Annotated in this window: 17 protein-coding genes, 1 tRNA gene and 1 pseudogene; 11 read left to right on the forward strand and 8 right to left on the reverse strand. The window is 73.2% G+C overall.

The features are described from left to right. Entirely contained in the window at positions 1-1,059 is a 1,059-nt protein-coding gene (locus tag OHA99_RS05955) for a 4Fe-4S dicluster domain-containing protein (protein ID WP_153177177.1), read from the forward strand. Further along, positions 1,056-2,111: an NrfD/PsrC family molybdoenzyme membrane anchor subunit gene (nrfD, locus tag OHA99_RS05960; RefSeq protein WP_405694547.1), complete on the forward strand. Its 1,056-nt coding sequence runs from the start codon at positions 1,056-1,058 to the stop codon at positions 2,109-2,111. The genes OHA99_RS05955 and nrfD overlap by 4 nt, the downstream gene beginning before the upstream one ends. A 1-nt stretch (position 2,112) precedes the next feature. Here the strand turns inward: nrfD and OHA99_RS05965 are convergent, their stop codons facing one another. After that, on the reverse strand, positions 2,113-2,793 hold the full coding sequence (locus OHA99_RS05965; RefSeq protein ID WP_405694549.1) for a haloacid dehalogenase type II: 681 nt from the start codon (positions 2,791-2,793) through the stop codon (positions 2,113-2,115). A gap of 201 nt (positions 2,794-2,994) precedes the next feature. Between OHA99_RS05965 and fdh the strand changes: the two genes are divergently transcribed. Further along, entirely contained in the window at positions 2,995-6,255 is a 3,261-nt protein-coding gene (fdh, locus tag OHA99_RS05970) for a formate dehydrogenase (protein ID WP_405694551.1), read from the forward strand. A gap of 40 nt (positions 6,256-6,295) precedes the next feature. Here the strand turns inward: fdh and selD are convergent, their stop codons facing one another. Beyond that, a complete protein-coding gene (gene selD / locus OHA99_RS05975) occupies positions 6,296-7,321 on the reverse strand; it encodes a selenide, water dikinase SelD (RefSeq protein ID WP_153177181.1) in 1,026 nt (341 codons plus the stop codon). Between the two features lie 71 nt (positions 7,322-7,392). Between selD and OHA99_RS05980 the strand changes: the two genes are divergently transcribed. After that, positions 7,393-7,486, forward strand: a tRNA-Sec gene (locus OHA99_RS05980). Between the two features lie 82 nt (positions 7,487-7,568). Here the strand turns inward: OHA99_RS05980 and OHA99_RS05985 are convergent. From OHA99_RS05985 to OHA99_RS05995, 3 genes and pseudogenes are all read right to left on the reverse strand, one after another. Then, positions 7,569-9,359, reverse strand: a pseudogene (locus tag OHA99_RS05985) (GTP-binding protein); the annotation flags it as partial. A gap of 4 nt (positions 9,360-9,363) precedes the next feature. Continuing rightward, entirely contained in the window at positions 9,364-10,716 is a 1,353-nt protein-coding gene (selA, locus tag OHA99_RS05990) for an L-seryl-tRNA(Sec) selenium transferase (RefSeq protein ID WP_405698908.1), read from the reverse strand. Between the two features lie 159 nt (positions 10,717-10,875). Continuing rightward, a complete protein-coding gene (locus OHA99_RS05995) occupies positions 10,876-11,868 on the reverse strand; it encodes a DUF6215 domain-containing protein (protein WP_405694553.1) in 993 nt (330 codons plus the stop codon). Between the two features lie 226 nt (positions 11,869-12,094). Here OHA99_RS05995 and OHA99_RS06000 point away from each other — a divergent pair, with 226 nt between their 5' ends. The 4 genes from OHA99_RS06000 to OHA99_RS06015 all read left to right on the forward strand — a co-directional run bounded on the left by OHA99_RS06000 (position 12,095) and on the right by OHA99_RS06015 (position 15,474). Next, positions 12,095-12,958 (forward strand): TetR family transcriptional regulator C-terminal domain-containing protein, encoded by an 864-nt coding sequence (locus OHA99_RS06000; RefSeq protein WP_405694555.1) that lies wholly within the window; start codon positions 12,095-12,097, stop codon positions 12,956-12,958. A gap of 142 nt (positions 12,959-13,100) precedes the next feature. Continuing rightward, the gene (locus OHA99_RS06005; RefSeq protein WP_153177184.1) at positions 13,101-13,994 is read left to right on the forward strand and encodes a 3-keto-5-aminohexanoate cleavage protein; all 894 of its coding nucleotides are present in this window, start codon (positions 13,101-13,103) and stop codon (positions 13,992-13,994) included. A 29-nt stretch (positions 13,995-14,023) separates the two neighbouring features. Further along, positions 14,024-14,998: a 3-hydroxyacyl-CoA dehydrogenase NAD-binding domain-containing protein gene (locus tag OHA99_RS06010; RefSeq protein ID WP_153177185.1), complete on the forward strand. Its 975-nt coding sequence runs from the start codon at positions 14,024-14,026 to the stop codon at positions 14,996-14,998. Next, positions 14,995-15,474 (forward strand): thioesterase family protein, encoded by a 480-nt coding sequence (locus tag OHA99_RS06015; protein WP_405694558.1) that lies wholly within the window; start codon positions 14,995-14,997, stop codon positions 15,472-15,474. Before OHA99_RS06010 ends, OHA99_RS06015 begins: the two co-directional genes overlap by 4 nt. Before the next feature lie 96 nt (positions 15,475-15,570). Here OHA99_RS06015 and OHA99_RS06020 read toward each other — a convergent pair whose 3' ends face one another. From OHA99_RS06020 to OHA99_RS06030, 3 genes are all read right to left on the reverse strand, one after another. Further along, positions 15,571-16,725 carry an enolase C-terminal domain-like protein gene (locus tag OHA99_RS06020; protein WP_405694560.1) on the reverse strand — a complete coding sequence of 385 codons (1,155 nt, stop codon included), beginning with the start codon at positions 16,723-16,725 and terminating at the stop codon, positions 15,571-15,573. Positions 16,726-16,926: 201 nt separating this feature from the next. Then, positions 16,927-18,741: an ABC transporter ATP-binding protein gene (locus tag OHA99_RS06025; protein ID WP_405694562.1), complete on the reverse strand. Its 1,815-nt coding sequence runs from the start codon at positions 18,739-18,741 to the stop codon at positions 16,927-16,929. 109 nt (positions 18,742-18,850) lie between these two features. After that, positions 18,851-19,825, reverse strand: coding sequence for a LysR substrate-binding domain-containing protein (locus OHA99_RS06030; protein WP_405694564.1), 975 nt, complete (start codon positions 19,823-19,825; stop codon positions 18,851-18,853). A 266-nt stretch (positions 19,826-20,091) separates the two neighbouring features. Here OHA99_RS06030 and OHA99_RS06035 point away from each other — a divergent pair, with 266 nt between their 5' ends. From OHA99_RS06035 to OHA99_RS06045, 3 genes are all read left to right on the forward strand, one after another. Continuing rightward, the gene (locus OHA99_RS06035; protein WP_405694566.1) at positions 20,092-21,483 is read left to right on the forward strand and encodes an aminopeptidase P family protein; all 1,392 of its coding nucleotides are present in this window, start codon (positions 20,092-20,094) and stop codon (positions 21,481-21,483) included. A 104-nt stretch (positions 21,484-21,587) separates the two neighbouring features. Continuing rightward, a complete protein-coding gene (locus tag OHA99_RS06040) occupies positions 21,588-22,277 on the forward strand; it encodes a GntR family transcriptional regulator (protein WP_405694568.1) in 690 nt (229 codons plus the stop codon). A gap of 264 nt (positions 22,278-22,541) precedes the next feature. After that, positions 22,542-24,860: a M9 family metallopeptidase gene (locus tag OHA99_RS06045; RefSeq protein ID WP_405694570.1), complete on the forward strand. Its 2,319-nt coding sequence runs from the start codon at positions 22,542-22,544 to the stop codon at positions 24,858-24,860. Positions 24,861-24,865: the final 5 nt, after the last annotated feature.

Genomic DNA, 24,865 nt, shown 5'->3' on the forward strand with positions numbered 1-24,865 from the left:
ATGACCGACAACACCGAGGTTCCGGCCGGCGGGCCGGGCGCGAACCGGCTCTCCGGGCCGCAGCCGGAGGTGGCGCGTGCCGCCGGCTACCCGGACGCGCCGCCCCGCATGGGCTTCTTCACGGACACCTCCGTGTGCATCGGGTGCAAGGCGTGCGAGGTGGCGTGCAAGGAGTGGAACGCGATCCCCGAGGACGGCCTGGAGCTGACCGGCATGTCCTACGACAACACCCAGGGGCTCGGCGCGGACACCTGGCGGCACGTGGCCTTCATCGAGCAGCGCAAGCCACTGGGCGGGCAGGAACCCGGCGTCGGCCACGAAGCCGTCGACGTCTTCGCCGCCGCCGGTGCGCTGGGCACCTCCCCGTCCTCGCCGGGTCCCGGCGCGACCGCTCCCGCGCCCGGTGGCGGATCCGCCGACGCGCCGGGTGACGGGCCGCCGGCCGCCGCGCCCGCCGGGGAGATCTCCCCCGTGGCGCCGGAGGGCCGTACCGAACTGCGCTGGCTGATGTCCTCCGACGTGTGCAAGCACTGCACCCACGCCGCCTGCCTGGACGTCTGCCCCACCGGCTCCCTGTTCCGCACCGAGTTCGGCACGGTCGTGGTCCAGGAGGACATCTGCAACGGCTGCGGCTACTGCGTGCCCGCCTGCCCGTACGGCGTCATCGACCAGCGCCCCGACGACGGACGGGCCTGGAAGTGCACGCTGTGCTACGACCGGCTCGGCGTCGGTATGGAACCCGCCTGCGCCAAGGCCTGTCCGACCGACTCCATCCAGTTCGGCCCGCTGGACGAACTGCGCGAGCGGGCGGCGGACCGGGTGGCCCGGCTGCACTCCGCCGGGGTCGCGGACGCCCGCCTGTACGGCGCGGACCCGGACGACGGGGTCGGCGGCGACGGCGCCTTCTTCCTGCTGCTCGACGAACCGGAGGTGTACGGCCTGCCCCCGGACCCGGTCGTCACCACCCGCGACCTGCCCGCCATGTGGCGGCACGCGGCGACGGCCGCCGCCTCGCTCGCCGCGCTCGCCGTCGTCAGCTTCGCCAGGAGGCCGCGATGAGCGGCTCCGACGTGACCCGCGACGGCGTCGAGGGCGCCCGCCCCGGCCGCGACGCCCTCACCGGGGCCCAGGCCGGCCGCCGTCGGCGGCGCAGGGGGCGGGGCCGGGGCGAGCGGGCGATGGTGCCCGACGCCGAGTTCTCCTCGTACTACGGCAAACCGATCCTCAACAAGCCGACGTGGAAGCCCCTCGACATCGCGGGCTACCTCTACCTCGGCGGACTCGCGGGCGCCTCCTCGTTGCTGGCCGCCGGCGCGCGCGCCACCGCGCGGCCCGCGCTCGCCCGGACGGCCGGGCTCGGGGCGGCGGGCGCCGTCTCCCTGTCCCTGGCCGCGCTGGTGCACGACCTGGGCCGTCCCGGCCGCTTCCTCAACATGCTCCGGGTCTTCAAGCCCACCTCCCCGATGAGCGTGGGCTCGTGGCTGCTGGCCGGTTACGCGCCGCTCACCGTCGTCGCCGCCGCCACCGACGTCGCCGGCCGGTACCGCCCGGTGGGCACCGCCGCCACCGTGTCCGCCGCCGTGCTGGGCCCCGCGGTCGCCACCTACACCGCCGTGCTGGTCTCCGACACGGCCGTGCCGTCCTGGCACGAGGGACACCGGGAGCTCCCGTACGTCTTCGCCGGGTCCGGGGCCACCGCGGCCGCCGGGCTCGCGCTGGTCTGCGCACCGGCCGGTCAGACGGGCCCCGCGCGGCGCATGGCCGTGCTGGGCGCCCTCCTCGAACTCGGGTCGTTCCGGCTGATGAAGCGGCGCATGGGGCTGGCCGCGGAGCCCTTCGAGAACGGCAGGGCCCGCACGCTGCTCCGCGCGGCCGAGACGCTCACCTCCGTGGGCGCCGCGATCGGGGCCGGCCCCGGCGGGCGCAACCGGGCGGTCGCCGCGGTCGCGGGCGTGGCCCTCCTCACCGGTTCCGCCGCCCTGCGGTTCGGTGTCTTCCACGCCGGGATCGCGTCGGCGGAGGACCCCAAGTACACGGTGCTGCCCCAGCGGGAGCGGCTGGCGGCCGCGGCGCGGTCCCGAGAGCCCGGCGGTGCTCCCCCGGCGGCCTGAGTCAGCCCGCGCCCAGCTGCCGGGCCAGGTCGGCCACCGAGCCGGCGGTACGGTCGGCGGGCCGCCGTGCCGACGGGTACGGGACGGGCGTGCGCCGCAGCCACGCCGTGCCGAGTCCCGCTCGTGCCGCGCCGTCGATGTCCCAGGGGTGCACCGCGACCAGCGTCGCCGCGGCGGCCGGGACTCCGGTCTCGCGCAGGGCGTACGCGTAGGCGTCCGGCGCCGGCTTCCAGCACCCGTCGGCTCCCTGGACGTCGAGGTGGGCCTCGAAGCACTCGGCCAGTCCGGCTCGGCGCAGGACGGCACGGCTGGTGTCCGCCGATCCGTTCGTCAGGGTGACCAGGCGGTGTCCGGCCGCGTGCAGGGCCCGTACGCCCTCGGGGACGTCCGGGTGGACGGGGAGTTCCGGCAGCGCGCCCAGGACGTGGGCCGCCGTGGCCCCGGGGTCGGCCACCGGGATGCCTTCCCGGGCGAGGTGGGTGAGCAGGGCGTCCCGCGCCACGGTGGCGAAGTCGGCGCGGCCGCCGGCCAGGGTCAGCGCGATGCCGTCCCGCAGGACGCCGGCGAACCACTCCGGCAGCAGCCCGCCCGGCAGACCGATGTCCGCGAGGCGGGGCGCGAGCGCGGACAGGTCGGTGAGGGTCTCGTTGACGTCGAAGACCAGGACCTCGGGTCCGCGCACTGCGGTCGCCTCCCCTCCGGGCCGTGTCCGACCGACTCCACGGACTCTACGGACCTGCCGGACGGTCCGCGATCGGACGGTCCCGCGCAGGCTCCGGCGGTTCCGGGTGATTGGCCCGGGCCCGGTGGGGCACTCGCGCTGACGACCGCCACGACGGGACACGCCGGGATACGACGGGACACGACGAGAAGGGCAGGGGTGATGGGCGTACGCACCTGGATCGACTCCTGGCCGGTCTACCGCCAGCTGAAGGGGACCGATCCGCTGGGCCGCGGGGCCGCCGCCAAGAGCGGGAACAGCGCGCGTCTCACCCCGCGCGTCGCCTCCGCCGACCGGGTCGTCAAGTCGATCTGCCCCTACTGCGCGGTGGGCTGCGGACAGAACGTCTACGTCGAGGACGGCCGCGTCACCCAGATCGAGGGCGACCCCGACTCCCCGATCTCCCGCGGCCGCCTGTGCCCCAAGGGTTCGGCCAGCCTCCAGCTCACCACGGGCGGCGCCCGCGAGCACCACGTCCTGTACCGGCGCCCGCACGGCACCGAGTGGGAGCGGCTGGACCTGGACACGGCGATGGACATGATCGCCGACCGGGTGATCGCGGCGCGGCGCTCCGGCTGGCAGTGGGAGGTCGACGAGACCCGTACCCGGCGCACCCTCGGGGTCGCGAGCCTCGGCGGGGCGACGCTGGACAACGAGGAGAACTACCTGATCAAGAAGCTGTTCACCGCCCTGGGCGCGGTACAGATCGAGAATCAGGCGCGTGTTTGACACTCCTCCACCGTTCCCAGTCTGGGAACCTCGTTCGGCCGCGGCGGCGCGACCACCTTCCAGCAGGACCTTCAGCACTCCGACTGCATCGTCATCCAGGGCTCGAACATGGCCGAGTGCCATCCGGTCGGGTTCCAGTGGGTGATGGAGGCGAAGGCCCGCGGCGCGAAGGTGATCCACGTCGACCCGCGTTTCACCCGCACCAGCGCCCTGGCCGACGTCCACGTGCCGCTGCGCGCGGGGTCGGACATCGCCTTCCTCGGCGGGATCATCAACCATGTCCTGCGGACCGGGAGCTACTTCCGCGACTACGTGGTCGCCTACACCAACGGCCCGGTCGTCCTGAGGGAGGACTTCCGCGACACCGAGGACCTCGACGGCGTCTTCTCCGGTCTCGACCCGGACAGCCGCAGCTACGACAACGGCAGCTGGCAGTACGAGGGCACGGAGATGCAGGCGGCCTCGGGCCAGCGCGACCAGGAGTACGACAAGCGGACCAAGGGCGGCAGCAGCGTGACGGAGGCCGCCCGCGGCGAGGCGCACGGCTCGGGCGGCGCGGACATCGGTGAGGGCGAACCGGAGCGGGACGAGACCATGTCCCATCCGCGCTGCGTCTTCCAGGTCCTCAAGCGGCACTACGCCCGCTACACGCCGGAGGTCGTCGAGCAGGTCTGCGGCGTGCCGCAGGACGTCTTCCGCCAGGTGTGCGAGCTGGTGACGGAGAACTCGGGACGGGACCGGACCACGGCGTTCGCCTACGCGGTCGGCTGGACCCAGCACACGGTGGGGGTGCAGTACATCCGGGCGGCCTCGGTCCTCCAGAGCCTGCTGGGCAACATCGGCCGGCCGGGCGGCGGCATCCTCGCCCTGCGCGGCCACGCCTCCATCCAGGGCTCCACGGACATCCCGACGCTGTTCAACCTGCTGCCGGGCTACATCCCCATGCCGCACGCCCACCAGCAGCAGGACCTCGACACCTTCGTCGAGGCGGACGCGGCCCGCAAGGGCTACTGGGGCAACATGCGCTCCTACCTCGTCAGTCTCCTCAAGGCGTACTGGGGCGAGACCGCCACCGACGCCAACGACTTCTGCTTCGACTACCTCCCGCGGCTGACCGGCTCGCACTCGACGTACGAGACGGTCATGGCCCAGTTGGAGGGCGTCTGCAAGGGCTACTTCCTGGTGGGCGAGAACCCCGCCGTCGGCTCCGCCAACGCCAAGCTTCAGCGCCTGGGCATGGCCAACCTGGACTGGCTGGTCGTCCGGGACTTCTCCCTCATCGAGTCGGCCACCTGGTGGAAGGACGGCCCGGAGATCGAGACGGGCGAGCTGCGCACCGAGGACATCGGCACGGAGGTGTTCTTCCTGCCGGCCGCCGCGCACACCGAGAAGGACGGCAGTTTCACCAACACCCAGCGCCTGCTGCAGTGGCACCACCAGGCCGTGCCGCCGCCCGGCGAGGCCCGCAGCGACCTCTGGTTCGCCTTCCACCTCGGCCGGATCATCCGGGAGAAGCTCGCGGCGTCCACCGACGAGATGGACCGGCCGCTGCTCGACCTGACCTGGGGCTACCCCACCAAGGGCGAGCACGCCGAGCCGGACGCGGAGGCCGTCCTCGCCGAGATCAACGGCCACGACGCCGACGGCAACCCCCTGTCGTCGTACGAGGAGTTGAAGGACGACGGGTCGACGGTCTGCGGCTGCTGGATCTACTGCGGGGTCTACGCGGACGGTCTCAACCAGGCGGCCCGCCGCAAGCCGGGACGGGAGCAGGACTGGGTCGCGAAGGAGTGGGGCTGGGCCTGGCCCGCCAACCGCCGGATCCTGTACAACCGCGCCTCGGCGGACCCGGACGGCCGGCCCTGGAGCGAGCGCAAGGCCCTGGTGTGGTGGGACGCGGACGAGGGTTCCTGGACGGGCCACGACGTTCCCGACTTCAAGCCCGACAAGGCCCCCGACCACCGGCCGCCGCCGGACGCCAGGGGCCCGGCGGCGCTCTCCGGCACCGACCCGTTCATCATGCAGGCGGACGGCAAGGCCTGGCTGTACGTGCCGTCCGGCCTCACCGACGGCCCGCTGCCCACGCACTACGAGCCGCAGGACTCGCCCTTCCCGAACCTGCTGTACGGCCAGCAGCGCAACCCGGTCCGCCACTTGCTGCCGCCGGACCCGGACAACCGCTACCAGCCCAGCGGCACCGAGCCCGGCTCCGGGGTCTTCCCGTACGTCGCCACCACCTACCGGCTGACCGAGCATCACACCGCGGGCGGCATGTCCCGCTGGCAGCCCTATCTCGCGGAGCTCCAGCCGGAGTTCTTCTGCGAGGTCTCCCCCGAGCTGGCCGCCTCGCGCGGGCTGGAACACACCGGCTGGGCGACGATCGTCAGCGCCCGTGGCGTGGTCGAGGCGCGGGTGCTGGTCACCGACCGCATGGCGCCGCTCACCGTGCAGGGCCGACGGCTGCACCAGGTCGGCCTGCCCTACCACTGGGGTCCCAACGGCTACGCCACCGGCGACGCGGCGAACGAGCTGCTGCACCTGTCCCTGGATCCCAACAGCCACATCCAGGAGGCCAAGGCGTTCGCCGTCGACATCAGGGTGGGCCGTCGCCCGAGGGGTCCGGCCGCACTGGAGCTGGTGCGGGAGTACCGGGCCAGGGCCGGCATCGACGAGAACACCGGCACCGAACCGTAGGCACCGAGCAGCAGGGACCGAGCAGCAGGGGGTGCCGCGGTCATCCGAGGACGACGGAGTGGGCTCCCCTCGGCACCAGTTCGCCGATGACGGGGGCGCCCGGCACCTCGCCCGCCACCAGCAGTCCGCCCGAGGTCTGCGCGTCGGCGAGGAGCAGCCGCGTGTCGGCGTCGGCGTCGCCGAAGTCGGTGAACGGGGCCACCCACTCCAGGTTGCGCCGGGTGCCGCCGCTGACGTACCCGTCCCGGACGGCCTCCCGGGCCCCGTCGAGGTAGGGCACGGCGGCGGTGTCGAGCACCGCGGTGACCCCGGAGGCGCGGGCGAGCTTGTGCAGGTGACCGAGCAGGCCGAAACCGGTGACGTCGGTGGCGCAGGTGGCCCCGGCCGCCAGGGCCGCCGCGGACGCGTCCCGGTTCAGCGCGACCATCGTCGCCACGGCCTGCTCGAACCGCTCGCCGGTGGCCTTGTGCCGGTTGTTCAGGACGCCGAGGCCGAGGGGCTTGGTGAGCGACAGCGGCAGTCCGGGGCGGCCGGTGTCGTTGCGCAGCAGCCGCTCCGGGTCCGCGACGCCGGTGACGGCCATGCCGTACTTGGGTTCCGGGTCGTCGACGCTGTGCCCGCCGCCCACGTGGCAGCCGGCCTCGGCGGCGACGTCCAGTCCGCCGCGCAGCACCTCGCGCGCGAGCTCGAACGGGAGTACGTCGCGGGGCCAGGCCAGCAGGTTGACGGCGACGAGCGGCCGGCCGCCCATCGCGTAGACGTCCGAGAGGGCGTTGGCCGCGGCGATGCGGCCCCAGTCGTAGGCGTCGTCGACGACCGGCGTGAAGAAGTCCGCCGTGGAGACCACCGCCCGGGCCGGACCGCCGCCCGGCGCGGGCAGGGTGACCACGGCGGCGTCGTCGCCGGTGGCCAGCCCGACCAGCAGGGATCCGTCCGCGGACGCCGTCCCCGGCCGGACGAGGCCGCCGAGCACGTCCTCCAGTTCACCCGGCGGAATCTTGCAGGCGCAGCCGCCGCCGTGCGCGAACTGCGTGAGCCGTACGGGTGTGTCGCGGACGGTCGTCATAACTGGCCTTTCCGGTGGGTCGGTTTCGGTCGTGGTGGGGACACGGCGCTCCTGTAGCCTGGCCGGGCGGTGGAGGCGTGTGGGTGCCTGGTGGCCCTCCCGGTCTTCAAAACCGAGGTGTCCGAGGATCTCGGGCAGGCAGGTTCGATTCCTGTGCGCCTCCGCTTCCCGCGGTCTCCCGGCAGCGCCGGCGCTGGTCGTCCACGCGTTCGGTGTGTCCCTGCCGGTCCAGCAGCTCCAGCAGGGGCACGGCGACCCGGCGCGTGGTGTCCAGGGCGCGGCGCGCCTCGCTCAGTGTGAACGGCCGGGGCAGCGACCGCAGTACGGCGGCGGCCTCCGTGTCCGCGCCGGGCAGCAGCACGACGCCCTCGGTGACCCGCAGCAGCGCGCCGGCCGCGACGGCGGCCGCCAGCGTCCGGTGGTCCAGCCCCAGTTCGGCCAGCCGGCCGGCCTCGGGAGCGCGGAACGGCGACCGGCGCAGATCCTCCCCCAGGGCGTCGACGGCCCTGCGGACCGCGGGCGGCAGCGACGGCCGCGTGTCACCGGGGCCGTGCAGGCGCCCTTGACGGTGACTCAGCACGACCCCGCCGGGCGTGTCGACGAGGGCCAGGACGAGGGCGCGGTCCGGCAGGCCGAGCAGGCGTCTGGCCGCCTCGGTGGGCAGCCCGGGGTCCAGCGGCTGCCGCTCGGCGTGTCGCTCCACCTCTGCTGCCAGGCGGTCGCGCAGTCCGGCCCAGTGCGCGGGGTCGGCCAGCCAGTCGCCGGTGACGGGCGGGCCGGGAGCGGTGATGCCCATGGCTTCCAGGTCCGGGCGGCGGACGAGCCGTCGGCGCCGCAGTTCGGCGGCACCGTCCGGACGGCCGGTCATGGGCGTCAGCTCGGCCGCCCTGGTCCGGGCCGCCCCGCGCCGCGTCAGCCCCGGCGGTGCCACGTCCAGCACGGTCAGGCCGCACGGGGTGCGCCGTCCGCCCGCCTCCCGCAGGACGGCCCGGTCACCGACCCGCAGCGGGAGCCCACGGGTCAGGGTCAGCCTGGCGGTGTCCTCGCCCAGCGGCCGGACGGTCACCGGTACCGCGGCGGTCCCGATGTGCAGGGTGACCGTCCGGGGGAGCTCCGCCACCGGTGTTCCGTGCACCCGGACGTCGGTCACGGTGGTGGGCAGCCAGCGGTCGGGGGTGAGCAGCACCTCGCCCCGGCCGAGCGGGGTGTCGGCGCCGCCGTGGACGTTGACCGCCACCCGGGCCACGCCGCTGACCGACGTCCGCTCCTCGTGCAGGCATTGCAGTCCCCTCACCCGCAGGGCGGTCGTGCCGTCGCCCGTCACCAGCCGGTCGCCGACGCGCAGGGTGCCGGCCCCCAGGGTGCCCGTGACGACGGTGCCGTGGCCGCGCACGGTGAAGGCGCGGTCCAGCCAGAGCCGTACGTCGGCGTCGGCCGGCGGGTCGGGCAGCGCGGCGCTCAGCCGGGCGAGTTCGCCGCGCAGTGCGTCGAGTCCCGTGCCCGTCACCGCGCTGACCGCGACGGACGGCACGGTGCCGAGGGAGGTGGCGGCCAGCCGTTCGACGGCGTCCGCCCGGACGGGTGCCGGGTCGGCCAGGTCGCCGCGGGTCACGGCGAGCACGGCGTGCCGGACGCCGAGCGCGTCCAGGATCTCCAGGTGTTCCTGGGACTGCTGCTGCCATCCCTGGTCGGCGGCGACCACGAAGAGCACGCCGGGCACCGGGCCGACGCCCGCCAGCATGGTGGCGACGAAGCGTTCATGGCCCGGTACGTCGACGAAGGCGAGGTGCTCGCCACCGACGCCGCCGGCGTTGCCCGCACCGCCCGCGCTGTCCGCCCCGTCCGGTGCGTCCGGTGAGTCCGGTGCGTCCGCTGCGTCCGCTGCGTCCGCGTCCAGCCGGGTCCAGACGAAGCCGAGGTCGAGCGTCAGGCCGCGGCGGCGCTCCTCCTCGTAGCGGTCGGGTTCCATGCCCGTCAGGGCCCGTACGAGGGCGGACTTGCCGTGGTCGACGTGCCCGGCGGTGGCCAGTACCCGCATGTCCCTACCTCTCCCCCGCCCGTACGCTGCGCACGGCCTCGGCCAGCCGCTCGTCGTCCTCGGGCGGCACCGATGCGAGGTCCAGCAGGCACCGCCCGCCGTCCAGCCGTCCGACCACGGGAACGGCACCCCCGCGCAGCGCGGTGGCGTACGGCTCGGGCAGGGACAGCGCGGCGCTCGGCAGTGTCACGCCGGGCGCGCCGCCCCCGCCGACGGTGGCCCGGCCGGCGACCGCCCGCACGTCGACGCCGTCCGCCCGCAGCTCGCCCGCCAGCCGCTCGGCACGGCGGGCGAGCTGCTCCGGGTCGGCGTCCAGGGCCTGTTCGGTCGGCGTCTTCGGGCCGGTCAGCGTGGCCTCCAGCGCGGCCAGGGTCAGTTTGTCGACCCGCAGCGCCCGGGCGAGCGGATGACGGGACATGGCGCGGACCAGGTCCTCCCGGCCGAGGACCAGTCCGCACTGGGGCCCGCCGAGCAGTTTGTCCCCGCTGGCGGTGACCAGGGCGGCTCCGGCCTCCAGCTGGGTCCGGGCGTCCGGTTCCTCCGGCAGGCGTGGGTGGGGGGCCGGCAGACCCGACCCGATGTCGGCGACCACCGGGACACCGAGCGGCGCCAGTTCGGAGACGCCGGCGGCGCGGGTGAAGCCGGTGATCCGGAAGTTGGAGGGGTGCACCTTCAGGACGAAGCCCGTCTCGGGGCCGATGGCCCCGGCGTAGTCCTGGACGGTCGTGCGGTTGGTCGTGCCCACCTCGCGCAGCCGGGCGCCGGTGGACACCAGGAGGTCGGGCAGCCGGAAGCCGTCCCCGATCTCCACCATCTCCCCGCGGCTGACCACGATCTCCTTGCCGGCGGCCAGTGCGGTGGCGGCGAGGACGAGCGCGGCGGCCCCGTTGTTGACGACGTGCACCGCGGCGGCGGACGGCACCCGGGCCCGCAGCGCGGCCAGCGCGGTCCGGCCGCGGCGGGCCCGTACGCCGGTCTCCAGGTCCAGTTCGACGTCGGTGGGTCCGGCGGCGTCCTGCACCGCCTGCCGGGCGGCGGCGGACAGGGGTGCCCGGCCGAGGTTCGTGTGGAGCAGCACTCCCGTCGCGTTGATCACGGGCCGGAGTCCGCACGCCGTCCGCGGCAGGAGGGCGATCGCCGCGTCGGCCACCGCGTCGGGCGGCACGGCACCCTCTCTGGCCCGCTGCTGTGCGCCGCGGACCGCCGACTTGACCCGTTCCGGACCGAGCCGGTCCGCCGCGTCCAGGAGGCGGGGGTCGCGCAGCAGCGCGTCGGTGCGGGGGATGCGCCGCCGTGCGTCCGGCAGGGCGTGCGCCGCTTCGCCGGTCTCGACGGCACCGCTCGGACCCGCCGCCACCCTCTCGCCGTGCCGCTCGGCCGCGTCCCGCTGTTCCACGTGTGTCCTCCGCTCCGGCCCCGCCGCGCACTGCCCGGGAACATGCATCGTTCCCCCAGTGCCCGTTACGGCTTCCGGGACACGCCGGACGACGGCGACGGCGTATCGGCGGGCGCCGTGTCACATGGTGCGCTCGGGGACGGCCGGGAGGACCTTCTCGGTGATGCCGAGGAGGACGTCGTCGTCGGGGAAGGCTCCGGACGTGCTCCACACGGTGATCTCGTAGTAGCCGCCGCGGTCCTCCGCGTCAAGGGCCACGGCCAGCGTTCGGGCCAGGGGGCCCTGCCCGACCGGTCCGCCGGACCCGCCGCTGCCGAAATCGATCTCGATCCGCATGGTGTGGTCGGAGGAGAAGACCGCGGGCCGGCCGAGGACCTCGGCCTTCTTCACGTCGATCTCGTTCCCGTAGTCCATCAGTTTCACGTACTGGGCGATCGACAGGTGGTTGTAGGTGACCGCGACGTTCACGGTGTAGGTGTCGAACTCGACCTTGGCCTCCGGCAGGGCGACCTTCCCGTCGGTCAGGGGAGCGGTGTTGTTCGAGGCGGACGCCCCGGTCGCGGTCTCCGTCGGGGTTCCGAGGAGCCGGGCCAGATCGGGGGTGTTGAGCGCCTCGCACAGCTCGGCGCCGGTCACCGTGCGGGGCGACTTGTAGGCGCTGGGCAGCTCCGTTTCCTGCCCGCCCGGACACGAGACGGCATGCGGCGTGCCGTGGGCCTCGGAGGGCAGCAGCTTGGGCCCGAGGAACGCCGCCGCCCCGAGTGCGGCGAACACCGCGACGGCCGCGAACGCCTGGCCCCACGCGTTGGGTTCCTTCTCCCGCGCGGCGGGAGCGGCGGGAGCGGGACCCTGATGCGCCGGGACCGGAGTGTCGGGCCTCGTCCCGTCCTCGGAGGCGGCCGGAGCGGGGTTACGGCGGGCGCGCAGGGCCTGGACCACCGTGTGCACGCGCACCGCGGTGAACACCAGGAAGAGGGCTCCGATTCCGGCCAGGGTCCAACTCTGCTCGACGCCGCCGAGATACAGGAGGCGTGCGCCGAACACCGACCCGACCACGATGAGCAGGGGCTCGCGGACCCAGAAGGGCAGGAGACGGATGAGGAAACCGAGCATCCGGGGATCTCATCAGGACATGATCACGTCAGCCGTGATGGAAGCCACAGTTCCGGGCTCGGTACTGAACCGTGATGGAACGGACCGCCCCTGTCTCCGCGTCGCCCTCTCGGACTGTTGCGCATCTGACTGACACGCCAGTCAGCACAACAATGACCTGCTCTTCCTTAGTTTTCTCGCCATCTCATGTTGAGTTTTCCGCAACACACGCCTAGGGTCGTGGCCCGTGGAAACCGACGACGTCCCCGACGGCGCACCGACCGCCGACACCGCCGCCCGCGTCCGCGAGGTCATCGCGGCGGCGGGCGTCAGCCAGCGCGAGTTCGCGCGCCGTGTCGTGATGGATCCGTCCAAGCTCTCGCGTTCGCTGAGCGGCACCCGTCGCTTCACTGCCGCGGAGCTGGCGCGGATCGCCGACGAGGGCCGGGTCGACGTGGGCCGGCTGCTCGGCGCCCGGCCCCGCGAGAAGGCCACGGCACCGGCCGTCGGTGTCGAGGGCGGGCGGCCGCTCCAGATCGTCCGGGAGACGGTGCGGCTGATCGCCGAGCACGGCTTCCACGCGGTGCGGGTCGCCGACATCGCCCGCGCCTGCGCCACCAGCAGCGCCGCGATCCATTACCACTTCCCCGGCCGCGCCGAACTCCTCGAGGCGGCCGTGCGCTGGTGCATGGACGAGGACACCGCGCACCGCGCCGCCCTGATCGCCGAGGCGGACGACGCGGCGGCGGAGCTGCGCCAGCTCGTCGCGCTGCAGACGCCGCGCACCGCGCAGCAGCGCCGCCAGTGGGCGGTGTGGCTCGACCTGTGGGCCGAGGCCGCTCGCTCCACGGCGGTGGGCCGGCTGCACTCCGAGTACTACCGGCAGTGGCGGGAGACCGTCGCCGACGTCGTACGCCGGGGTGTCGCCCAGGGCGTGTTCCGCGCCGGGACCGATCCGCAGGCGGCGGCGCTGACGCTGACCGCGCTGATCGACGGCCTGGCGACGCACGTCCTGTCCGTGAGCGGCCCGTCGGCCGACCGTGCCGCGGACGCGATGCACACGGCGCTGACCGCCCACATCACCCACACGATCCTGGCTCCCCGGCCCTGAGGGGCAGGCCCTGAGCGCCCTGAGCGGCGGGCCCCGAACGGCAGGCCCTGAGCGACGAGCCCGAGCAACAAGCCCTGACACCAAGCCCTGACGACAGCCCTGACACCAAGCCCTGACCGGCAACCTTTCGGGAGGCCCCCGCATGCCCATGACCGACAACGTCATCATCACCTGCGCGCTCACCGGCGCCGGCGACACCGTCCGCAAGAGCCCCCACGTCCCCGTCACCCCGGAGCAGATAGCGAGGAACGCCGTCGAGGCGGCCGGCGCCGGGGCGGCCGTGGTGCACATCCACGTACGCGATCCGGAGACCGGCGCCCCGTCCCGCGACCCGAAGCTGTACCGGGAGGTCGTCGAGCGCGTCAAGGAGACCGGCACCGACGTCGTCATCAACCTCACCGCCGGTATGGGCGGCGACCTGGTCATCGACCCGGACGACCCGCTCACCCACCTCCCCGGCACCGACCTGGTCGGCGGCCTGGAGCGCCTGCCGCACGTCGAGGACCTGCTGCCCGACATCTGCACCCTGGACTGCGGCTCGCTCAACTTCGGCGACGGCTCGAACCTCTACGTCTCGACGCCCGACATGCTGCGCGCCGGCGCCCGGCGCATCCAGGAGCTGGGAGTGCGGCCCGAACTGGAGATCTTCGACACGGGGCAGCTCTGGTTCGCCAAGCAACTGCTCGCGGAGGGCCTGCTCGACGATCCGACCGTCTTCCAGCTGTGCATGGGCATCCCGTGGGGCGCGCCCGCGGACCCCGGAGTGCTCCAGTCGATGGTCAACATGCTGCCGGACGGGGCGCGTTGGGCGAGCTTCGCGCTCGGCCGGATGCAGATGCCGTGGGTCGCGCAGTCGATCCTGCTGGGCGGGCACGTCCGCGTGGGCCTGGAGGACAACCTGTACCTCGGCAAGGGCAACAAGGCGACCAACGCCCAGCTCGTCGAGCGGGCCGTCACGATCACCGAGTCGATCGGCGCCCGCGTGGCGACCCCGGACGAGGCCCGCGCCGCCCTCGGTCTCAAGCCGCGCAAGTGACCCGCCGCGACGACGAAGGAGCCCCTCTCATGAACGCATCAGAGACGACCTCGCCCGAGGACGTCCGCCGTGTCGCCTGTGTCGGCGCCGGGGTCATCGGCGGCGGCTGGGTCGCCCACTTCCTGGCCCGCGGCTACGACGTGACCGCCTGGGACCCCGCGCCCGACGCCGAACGCAGGCTGCGCCGCCTGGTCGACGCGGCCTGGCCGGCGCTCACCTCGATCGGTCTCGCCGAGGGCGCCTCGACCGACCGGCTGACCGTGGCCGACACTCTCGAACAGGCCGTCGCGGACGCCGAGTTCGTGCAGGAGAGCGCGCCCGAGAAGCTCGGCCTCAAGCAGGACCTGCTGGCCCGCCTGGACGCGGCGACACCGCCCGGCGTCGTCATCGCCTCCTCCACCTCCGGCTACCCGATGACCGACATGCAGACGTCGGCCGCGGACCCGTCGCGCCTGGTCGTCGGCCACCCGTTCAACCCGCCCTACCTCATCCCGCTGGTCGAGGTCGTCGGCGGCGAGCGCACCGACGCCGCGGCGGTCGCCCGGGCCGCCCGCTTCTACGAGGCGGCGGGCAAGTCCGTCATCACGATGGACAACGAGGTTCCCGGCTTCATCGCGAACCGCCTCCAGGAGGCCCTGTGGCGCGAGGCGCTGCACATGGTCGCGAACGGCGAGGCGACGGTCCGGGACATAGACCTGTCGATCACCGAGGGACCCGGGCTGCGCTGGGCGGTGATGGGACCGATGCTGACCTTCGCGCTCGCGGGAGGTGAGGGCGGCATGGCGCACATGCTGGACCACTTCGGCCCGTCCCTGAAGTCGCCGTGGACGCGTCTCGAAGCACCGGAGCTGGACAAGGAGTTGTACGACGCCGTGGTGGCGGGCTGCGACGAGGCGGCGGACGGCCGCTCCATCGCGGACCTGGTGGGCGAACGCGACCGGGGTGTCATCGACGTACTGCGCGCCACCGGGCGCCTGGACCGCGAGAAGGGTTCCTCCCGATGACAGGGCTCCCGCTGTTCCGCAGCACGGTCCGCCCGGAGTGGATCGACTACAACGGCCATATGAGCGAGGCCTTCTACGTCCTCGTCTTCGGTCACGCCACGGACGCGCTGATGATCGGGACGGGCCTGGACTCCGGCTACCGCGAGTCCACGGGCTGCTCCCTCTACACGGTCGAGTCCCACATCCGTTTCCTCCGGGACGTGCCCGAGGCCGCCCATCTGGCGCTCCGTACCCGCGTGCTGGGCGCGGCGGCGCGCAAGGCGCGCTTCGTGCACGAGATGTACGTGGTGCCCGGGCCGGAGGCGGAACCGGCGCCCGACGCGGCCCCGGTGGCGACGACCGAACTGCTCGCGGTCCACGTCGACCGGCAGGCGGGCCGGGCCGCCGGGTTCCCCGCGGCGGTCCGGCGCCGCTTCACCGAGCTGACGGAGCCGGCCCCGGACTGGGCGGGTCGCTCCATCGCCGCCGTGTCCTGACGCCGCGTACCGGGCGAGCGTGCCGGTGTCGGAGCGGACCTCGCCGTCGACCGCCCCGCGCAGGGCGCGTTCCGGTTTCCCGACGTCGATGCCCGGTCAGGACGGGCGGGTGCCGTGGACGCGGTACGGCTCCGCGTCGGCCCACTTGACGTCGAGGCCGAGTCCCGGCCGGCCGGTGTCGGGGCGCAGGGCGCCGCCCTCGGGCGACAGGGTGCCGTCGAACAGCAGGTGCTCGACGCGCACGTGGTCGTGGAAGTACTCCAGGTGCCGCAGCCGGCGCACGGCGCAGAAGGCGTGGGCGGAGATCGCCGGGGCGCAGTGCGCGGACAGGTCGAGGTGCCGGACGGCCGACAGACCGGCGATCTCCAGGACGCCGGTGATGCCGCCGCAGCGGGTGACGTCGGCCTGGAGGCAGTCGACGGCGGGTCCGGCGGGGCCTTCGACGAGGTTGGCGAAGTCCTGGGCGGTGAAGGCGTACTCCCCCGCGGTGATCTCCAGCCGGGCCGGTCCCCGCTCGCGCAGCATCCGCAGCCCTTCCAGGTCGGCGGAGCCGACGGGCTCCTCGAACCAGCGCACGTCCCACGCGTCGTGGAACCGGTGCGCCCAGTACAGGGCCTCCTTGCGGCCGAGGGCGCCGTTGGCGTCGGCGAACAGCTCGGGCCCGTCGCCGATCGCCCCGCGTACGGCGGTGAGGCGTTCGGCGTCACGCTCGGGCTCCCGCGACGTCTTCAGCTTCACGCGGGGAATGCCCTGCCCGACCCAGCCGGCGAGCTGGCCGGCGAGCCGGTCCAGGGGGTAGTTGGTGAAGCCGCCGCTGCCGTAGACGGGCACCCGGTCGTGGCACGCGGGCAGGAGGTGGACCAGGGGCAGTCCGAGCAGCCGGGCCTTGAGGTCCCACAGCGCCACGTCGACGGCGGACAGGGCCATGGCCCCGACGCCGGGACGGCCCGCGTTGCGCATCCGCGCGGCCATCCGGTGGCTCAGCGCCGCCGGTGAGCCGATGCCCGCGCCCTGGATCAGGGGGGCCAGCGCGGAGTGCGCGAACGTGGCGACGGAGAGGTCGCCGTACGTGTAGCCGAGGCCGGTCGTGCCGCCCGCGTGCACCCGGACGAGGACGAGGGTCGTGGAGTCCCACTCCAGGGTGCCGTCCTGCTCCTTGCCGCCGGGGCCGTCGGTGGGGACCTCGAAGGCGTGCACGTCGACCGCGTCGACCGTGCACGCGTCCAGGGGGGACGGGCCGCCTCCCCTCACGACAGCCGACCCGGACAGCCGTACACCCGTTTGACGCCCCACTGGGGCAGCCGTCGCAGCACGTGGTCGGACACTTGCGTCATCGGGGGCTCCCGGGCAGGCGTGGAAGAACACTCCTGGAGTGCCTTCCCGCCACGCCGGTAAACCGGACGGCGGTCACTCGTTCGGTCATCCCGGGGCACTCGCGGCGCCGAGCGCCCGTCACACCACCGGCACCGGATCGGCCGGTCCGCCCAGGAAGCCGCCGGACTGGTGCCGCCACAGCCGGGCATAGGCGCCGTCCGCGGTGAGCAGCTTCTCGTGGGTGCCCTGCTCGACCACGCGTCCGCGATCCAGGACGACGAGGCGGTCCATGCCGGCGACGGTGCTCAGACGGTGGGCGACCACGAGGGCCGTGCGTCCGTCCATGAGCCGCCACAGGGCGTCCTGGACGAGGAGTTCGCTCTCCGAGTCGAGCGCACTGGTCGCCTCGTCGAGCAGCAGGATCGGGGCGTCGCGCAGGATGGCCCGGGCGAGGGCGACGCGCTGGCGCTGACCGCCCGAGAGTTTCACCCCGCGCTCCCCCACCAGGGTGGCGAAGCCCTCGGGGAGCTGCTCGGCGAACTCCGTGACGTGGGCGGCCGCGGCGGCCGCGCGGATCTCCTCGTCGGTGGCGCCGGGCCGGGCGAAGGCGATGTTGTCCCGCAGGCTGCGGTGGAACATGGCGGGTTCCTGCGGGACGTAGGCGATCAGTGAGCGCAGGTCGGTCTGGCGCAGGCGGCTGATGTCCTGGCCGCCGATCAGGACGCGTCCGCTCTCGATGTCCGACATCCGCAGCAGCAGCCGGGTGAGCGTGGTCTTGCCGCCGCCGGACCTGCCGACCAGACCGATCCGCGCTCCCGCGGGCACGTCCAGGTCGAGCGCCCGGAAGATCGGCTCGGCCCCGGCGTGGGCGAAGGTCACGGCCTCGAAGCGGACGCCGCCGTCCCGCGGCGCGAGCGGTTCGGGTTCGTCGGCGTCCAGCACGGTGGGCGGGTCGAGGAGCAGCTCGGTGAACTGCGCGGCCTCGGTCATGGAGCTTTCGAGACGCCGGTAGATCTGGTTGAACTCGAACATGATCTGGGTGGCGTTGGAGTAGTAGGTGAAGGCGACGACGACTTCCTCGACCCCCTGCCCCGGACCGCCGAGGGCGAGGGCGACCACGAGGCCCAGCACGTTGGTCAGTACGGACATCGGCGCGATCAGGGTGTCGACGCGCAGGTTGCCGTAGTCCCACGACTTCAGCGTCAGCCGCCGGGACTCCGCGACCCGGCTGCGGTGTTCGCCGCCCTCCCGCCGCTCGGCCGCGAACGCCCGGACGGTCTCCATGTTCATGAGGCTGTCGGCGACATGGCCGGAGACCCGGGCGATCGCCGCCTCCCGGTCGTTGACGAGCCGCTGCCGGCGGCGGATCAGCGGTGTCGCCGCCACCACCGTCAGCGCGATCATCAGGAACAGGCCGACGACGAGCATCGGTTCGTAGGTCCACAGCACGACGGCGCCGAAGAGCAGGGGGACGACACTGCCCACGATCCGGTACGTCACCGTGTCGACGAAGTCCTCGAAGCGCTTGCCGAAGCTGAGCACGCGTTTGGTCAGGGAGCCCGCGAAGTTGTCGTGGAAGAACGCGGCGTCCTTGGCGAGGAGTTCGTCCATGCCGCGCACGTACAGGTGCTCCATTCCGAGGGCGTCCACCCGGTTCAGGCAGTGCTGCCCGACCCGCCACACGGCCTCGGCGAGCAGCAGCGTCACGCCGAAGCCCAGGACGTACGGCAGTGCCGGGCCGAGGGCGAGACCGTCGCCTTCGGCGGCCTGGCCGGCCAGCTTGGCGATCAGCAGCGGCGCGACGTAGCGGATGCCGATGTTGCCCACGGCCGGCAGCAGCAGTGCGGGCAGGGCGAGCCGGCGCAGTCGCAGCAGCTCCCGGAGGTAGTGGCGCAGCGCCAGGACGACCGCGCTCCTGCCCGGCGCCGGCCCCCGCGTGTCTGTGGTCCCCATCACACTCCCGGTGGTTCGGAAGTCGGCAGTCTCCCGTCAGGCCGGGGTCACGGTCCAGGCATTTACGGCGGACCGTCGAAAACCGGACAGGGTGCGGTCGGCGGCCGGATCACTTTCCCGGGGGCAAGGGGCCGCGCGCGGACGTGTAGCCGCGCGTCACCCACTTCTGCACATGCGGAGCCCCGGCCAGCAGGGTCCGGTAGGTGTGGACGGCGTGGTGGTGGACGACCTCGGCGACGGGTGCCTCGACCTGCTCGCGGCGCCACAGGAGCAGGTGCCGCTGCCACAGGGGGTCTCCCGCCAGCGGCTTGACCAGTACCCCGTCGACGGGACGCACGGTGGGCTGGACGAGGGCCGCCCCGAGGCCCTTGGCGATCATCGACTGCAACTGGTCGAGTACGTGGAACTCGTGGGTGTCGGCGGGCCGGAACCCCGCGGCCCGGCAGGCGTCGTAGAAGGCGCCGGGCCAGCCCACCCCGTCGTCGGAGGCGACGAACCAGGTGTCCTCGGACAGCTCCTCCAGCGGGACCTCGATGCGGTGCGCGAGCGGGTGGCCGGCGTGGATCGCCACGAAGACCGGGACGGTGTTGATGGCGCGGTGCGCGAGAGCGGCGGAGTGCCGCACCGGCAGCCCCGGGTAGTCGACGCCCAGGGCGGCGTCGAGCTCGCCGGTCTCCAGGAGCCGGAGGAGGTCACCGGTGGCGTAGACGCTGCTGACGGAGACGGTGAGGTCCGGGCAGGCCTCGCGGAGGGCGTCCAGGAGAGCCGGCACCACCGGTGTGTTGGTGACGCCCAGCCGGAGCCTGCTGACCGGCCCGGGCGAGCCGGCCGTCCGCCGTCGTCCGAGGGCGTCGGCGCGCATCAGGATCTCGCGGGCCTGGCTGACGACCTCGGCACCGTAGGCGGTCAGCTCCACGCCCGTGCTGGCGCGCACGAACAGCCCCTCACCGAGCAGTCGTTCGATCCGGCGCAGCTGGGTGCTCAGTGCCGGCTGGGTGTAACCGAGCGCCGCGGCCGCCCTGCCGACGCTCCCGGAATCCGCGATCGCGCACAGCACACGCAGGTGGCACAGCTCCAGCTCCATCGGTACACCTCGCTGTGCGGCGGGCAGGGGCGTCCATTATGCGGGCGATGTTTCCGGCCGTCCGGTGCCCCGGGCCGGTTCTCCCCGCTCGGCGCCGGACGTTATGCGGGGGCCGCGTGTTCTCTTATGGCCCGGCCCGTTGTCCCCGCGGACCCGTCGTGGAAATCTCGCGGGAGGCCGGACGGCCGGCCGCACCTCCGCTGCCGCCGCCCGGTTCGTCGTCTCCCCGACGCACCCGTCCACCCCCACGGCAGAGGAGTCTGAGGATGAATGAGCAGGGCGCCTTCGAAGGCGGGTGGGCGGACACGGAGCGCAGACCGCCGTTGCAGGCGGGCGCCACGTACGCGGCCAAGCGGCGCTCGGCGGTGTCCGAGCGGTTCCCCGGTGAACGCGTCGTCGTCCCGTCGGGCGGATTGAAGGTCAGGAGCAACGACTTCGATTACGCCTTCCGGCCGCACTCCGCGTTCGTCCATCTCACCGCCGAACTCGGCACGCACGCGGTCCCCGACAGCGTCCTGGTCTTCGAGCCCACCGGAACCGGGCACACGGTCACCCTGTTCACCCGGCCGCGCTCGCCGCGCGACGGTGGTCCGCACGGCGCGGAGTTCCACAGCGACCGACGGTACGGCGAGTTCTGGACCGGCCGGCGCCGGACGCTGCCGGAGACGACGGCCGCGCTCGGCGTGGAGGCCGCCGCGCGCGAGGACCTGGAGCGGGCCCTGCGCGGGCGGGTCCCGACCCGTGTGCTGCGCGGTGTGGACGCGCACGTCGACGCACTGGTGGCGCCCCATGCCCGCGCCGACGCCGAACTCGACCGCGTGCTTTCGGAGTTGCGACTGGTCAAGGACGAGTGGGAGGTCACGCAGTTGCGTACGGCCGTGGACTGGACGGCCGCCGGCTTCCAGGACGTCGTCGGCGAACTGCCCCGGGCCGCACAGCTCGCCCGGGGCGAACGCTGGATCGAGGGCACCTTCAACCGGCGGGCCCGGCTCGGGGGTTACGGGCTGGGCTTCGAGACCATCGCGGCCGCCGGGGCACACGCCTGCGTCCTGCACTGGACGCGCAACCACGGCCCGGTGCGGGAGGGGGACCTGCTCCTCCTGGACGCCGGGGTGGAGGCCGACTCCTTCTACACCGCGGACGTCACCCGGACACTGCCGGTCGGCGGCCGCTTCAGCGACGTCCAGCGGAGGGTCTACGACCTGGTGCACGCGGCTCAGTCCGCGGGCATCGCCGCGCTGCGGCCCGGCGCCCGGTACGGCGACTTCCACGCGGCGGCGATGCGCGTGATCGCCGAGGGACTCGACGCGTGGGGCCTGCGGCCGTACGGCAGGACGGCGAGCACTCCCGAGTCCGACCTGTACCGGCGGTACACCCTGTGCGGTTCGGGTCACATGCTGGGGCTCGACTGCCACGACTGCGCCGGGGCCCGACGGGAGACCTACCTGGACGGTGTGCTGGAGGCCGGGCACGTGCTCACCGTCGAGCCCGGCCTGTACTTCCAGCCCGACGACCTGACGGTGCCCGCGGAACTGCGCGGCATCGGCGTACGGATCGAGGACGACTTCCTCGTCACGGCCGACGGGGCCCGGTGTCTGTCGTCCGAACTGCCCCGCGCTGCCGACGAGGTGGAGAGCTGGATGGCGTCACTGCGCTGACCGCGGCGCAGACCCCGCACGCCCCGCACTCCCCGCACCGGCTGCCGACGCAACGTGACATTGTATGGTGGGAGGTCATTGGCTGGTCGGACGCAGGAGCACGGATGCCGCATCTCAAGTCGCAGGCGATCTCCGTCCAGACCCATCTGCGCGATCAGGTCGCCAACGCGCTCCGGGCCGCCCTCATCGCGGGTGACCTGCGTCCGGGTGTCATCTACTCCGCCCCCACTCTGGCCGCGGAACTCGGCGTCTCCGCCACTCCGGTGCGCGAGGCCATGCTGGACCTGGCCAGGGAGGGCCTGGTCGAGGCGGTGCGCAACAAGGGTTTCCGGGTCACCGAGATGACCGAGCGGGACCTCGACGAGTTCACCGAGATCCGCACGCTGATCGAGGTTCCCACCGTGGGCCGGGTCGCCGCGACGGCGACCGCGGAGCAGTTGGAGGCCCTGCGTCCGCTGGCGCGGCAGATCGTCACCGCGGCACGGGAGCACGACGTCCTCAAGTACCTCGAGGCCGACCACCGGTTCCACCTCGAACTGCTGGCCCTGGCCGGCAACCACCATCTCGTGGAGGTGGTGGCCGACCTGCGCAAGCGTTCACGCCTGTTCGGGCTGGGCAGCCTGAACGAGACGGGCCGGCTGGTCGCTTCCGCCGAGGAGCACGTCGAACTGCTGGACCTGATGGCGGCCTGCCGCAGCCGCGAGGCGGAGGAGTGCATGCGCCGCCACCTCACCCACGTCCGCACGCTGTGGGCGGACGGCAGGGCGGACGCCGAGGCGGGCGTCGAGGCCTGACGGAGCGCGCCGCCGTCAAGTCCCCTCCGCTGTAAGGCAGTTCACTGGCGCAGGCGGGGAAATTCGTCACCGTGGATTCCGTCGGACCACTTCCCGGCGCCATGTCACCTGTGCAATGGTACATGGCACAGGTCGTGGTCATGTCAATCTGTAGGCATCGGCCGTGCCCCCGTCCGTTCGACGGCGCGGCCCTCCCCGATCCACGGCCTTCTCATCCTCCAAGTGGCCCCGCGTCGCGGGGTCCCCACCCTCATGGGAGGCGTAGTGAGAAAGTCACTTCTCCGTCGAAGTCTGGGCGCGGCGGTGCCGCTCGCCCTGGCCGTCGCCATGGTCGCCGGGCTGCCGGCGCAGCCGGCCGACGCCGTGAGCGGGCAGCCGGTGTCCGCCGCGCCACGGGCCGCCGACGCGGACGCGGGCGACCCGCACGCCGGTCCCCCGCCCGTGGCCCAGTCCGTCACCGCCGGCACCGACCACGTGGGCGAGGGACGGCTGAAGGCGTCGGCGCTTCCGCCGCTGGCGGCGAGCAAGGACGCGCTCAGGGAGTCCTACGGGGCACCCGAGGAACAGCGGAAACCGCGGGGCGCGGACGGGACGAAGACCGCAGCCGCCGCCTGCGACGTCTCCGCGTTCACCACCCGCACCGGCAGCGCGCTGGTCCAGCAGATCAAGTCGTCGACGACCGACTGCGTCAACACCCTGTTCAACCTGACCGGGAACGACGCCTACCAGGCCTTCCGCGAGGCGCAGATGACCTCCGTCGCCTACGCCCTGCGCGACGGCTCGGCGTCGTACCCGGGCAACGCCGGCACCGGTATGCCGCAGCTGGTGCTCTACCTCCGCGCCGGCTACTACGTCCACTACTACAACGCCGGAACGGTGGGCGGCTACGGCAGCGCTCTGCAGACCGCGATACGCGCGGGGCTCGACGCGTTCTTCGCCGCCCCGCACTCGCGCGACGTCAGCGACGCCAACGGCGAGACGCTCGCCGAGGCCGTCACCCTCATCGACAGTGCCGAGGAGAACGCCCGCTACATCCACGTCGTCGAACGGCTGCTGGCGGACTACGACTCCTCCTGGAACTCCTCCTGGTGGATGCTCAACGCGGTCAACAACGTCTACACGGTGACCTTCCGCGGCCACCAGGTGCCCGCGTTCGTGACCGCCGTCGAGTCGGACCCCGGCCTGCTCGACGCCCTGTACGGCTTCGCCTCCGGGCACCTCTCGCTCCTGGGCACGGACCAGTCGTACCTCACGTCCAACGCGGGACGTGAACTCGGCAGGTTCCTCCAGCACTCCACCCTGCGGAGCAAGGTACGGCCCCTGGCGACCGGCTTGCTGAACTCGAGCTCGATCACCGGCGCCACCGCCCCGCTCTGGGTCGGCGTCGCCGAGATGACCGCCTTCTACGACGCGGCCGACTGCTCCTCCTACGGCACCTGCGACCTGCCGGCGCAGCTGGCGAAGGCGGTGCTGCCGGTGACGTACGCGTGCAGCTCCAGCATCACCATCAGGGCCCAGCAGATGACCTCGGGCGAGCTGGCGGCCAGTTGCGGCAGCCTTCGCAGCCAGGACGCCTACTTCCACGACGTCGTCCGTGACAACGGTCCTGTCGCCGGCGACCGCAACGGCACCATCGAGGTCGTGGTCTTCGACTCCAGCACCGACTACCAGACCTACGCCGGTGCCATGTACGGGATCGACACCAACAACGGCGGCATGTACCTGGAGGGCGACCCGTCGGCGGCCGGCAACCAGCCGCGCTTCATCGCCTACGAGGCCGAGTGGCTGCGCCCGGACTTCCAGATCTGGAACCTCAACCACGAGTACACCCACTACCTCGACGGCCGCTTCGACATGTACGGCGACTTCAACGCCAACATCACCACCCCGACCATCTGGTGGGTCGAAGGCTTCGCGGAGTACGTCTCCTACTCCTACCGCGGTGTCCCCTACACGGAGGCGATGACCGAGGCGGGCCGCGGCACGTACGCCCTGAGCACCCTCTTCGACACCACGTACAGCCACGACACCACCCGCGTCTACCGCTGGGGCTACCTCGCCACCCGGTACATGCTCGAAAGGCACCGCGCCGACATGGACACCGTCCTCGGCCACTACCGGTCGGGCGACTGGAACGCCGCCCGCACCTACCTGACCGCCACCATCGGCACCCGCTACGACAACGACTGGTACACCTGGCTGGCGGGCTGCGCGGCCGGTGACTGCGGCACCGGCACCGGGCCCGGGGCCGGGGCCGAGTGCACCGGCACCGACACCAGGGAACTGGGCCGGGACTGCCGGCGGAGCGACCAGTCCGCCACCAAGGGGAACTACGCCTACCTGTACCTCCACGTCCCGGCCGGCACCACCCGGCTGACGATCACCACGTCCGGCGGCACGGGCGACGCGGACCTGTACTACGGCGACAGCGGCTGGCCCGGCACCGGCGGCTACACGCGGCGTGACACCGGCACCGGCAACAGCCACACCCTGACCGTCGACAACCCGGCGGCCGGCACCCACTACATCAGCCTGTACGCGGTGGACGGCTTCAACGGGGTCACCGTCGGCACCGACTACTGACCGGA

Source organism: Streptomyces coelicoflavus (genome assembly GCF_045041415.1).
GTDB classification, from domain to species: Bacteria; Actinomycetota; Actinomycetes; order Streptomycetales; family Streptomycetaceae; genus Streptomyces; species Streptomyces coelicoflavus.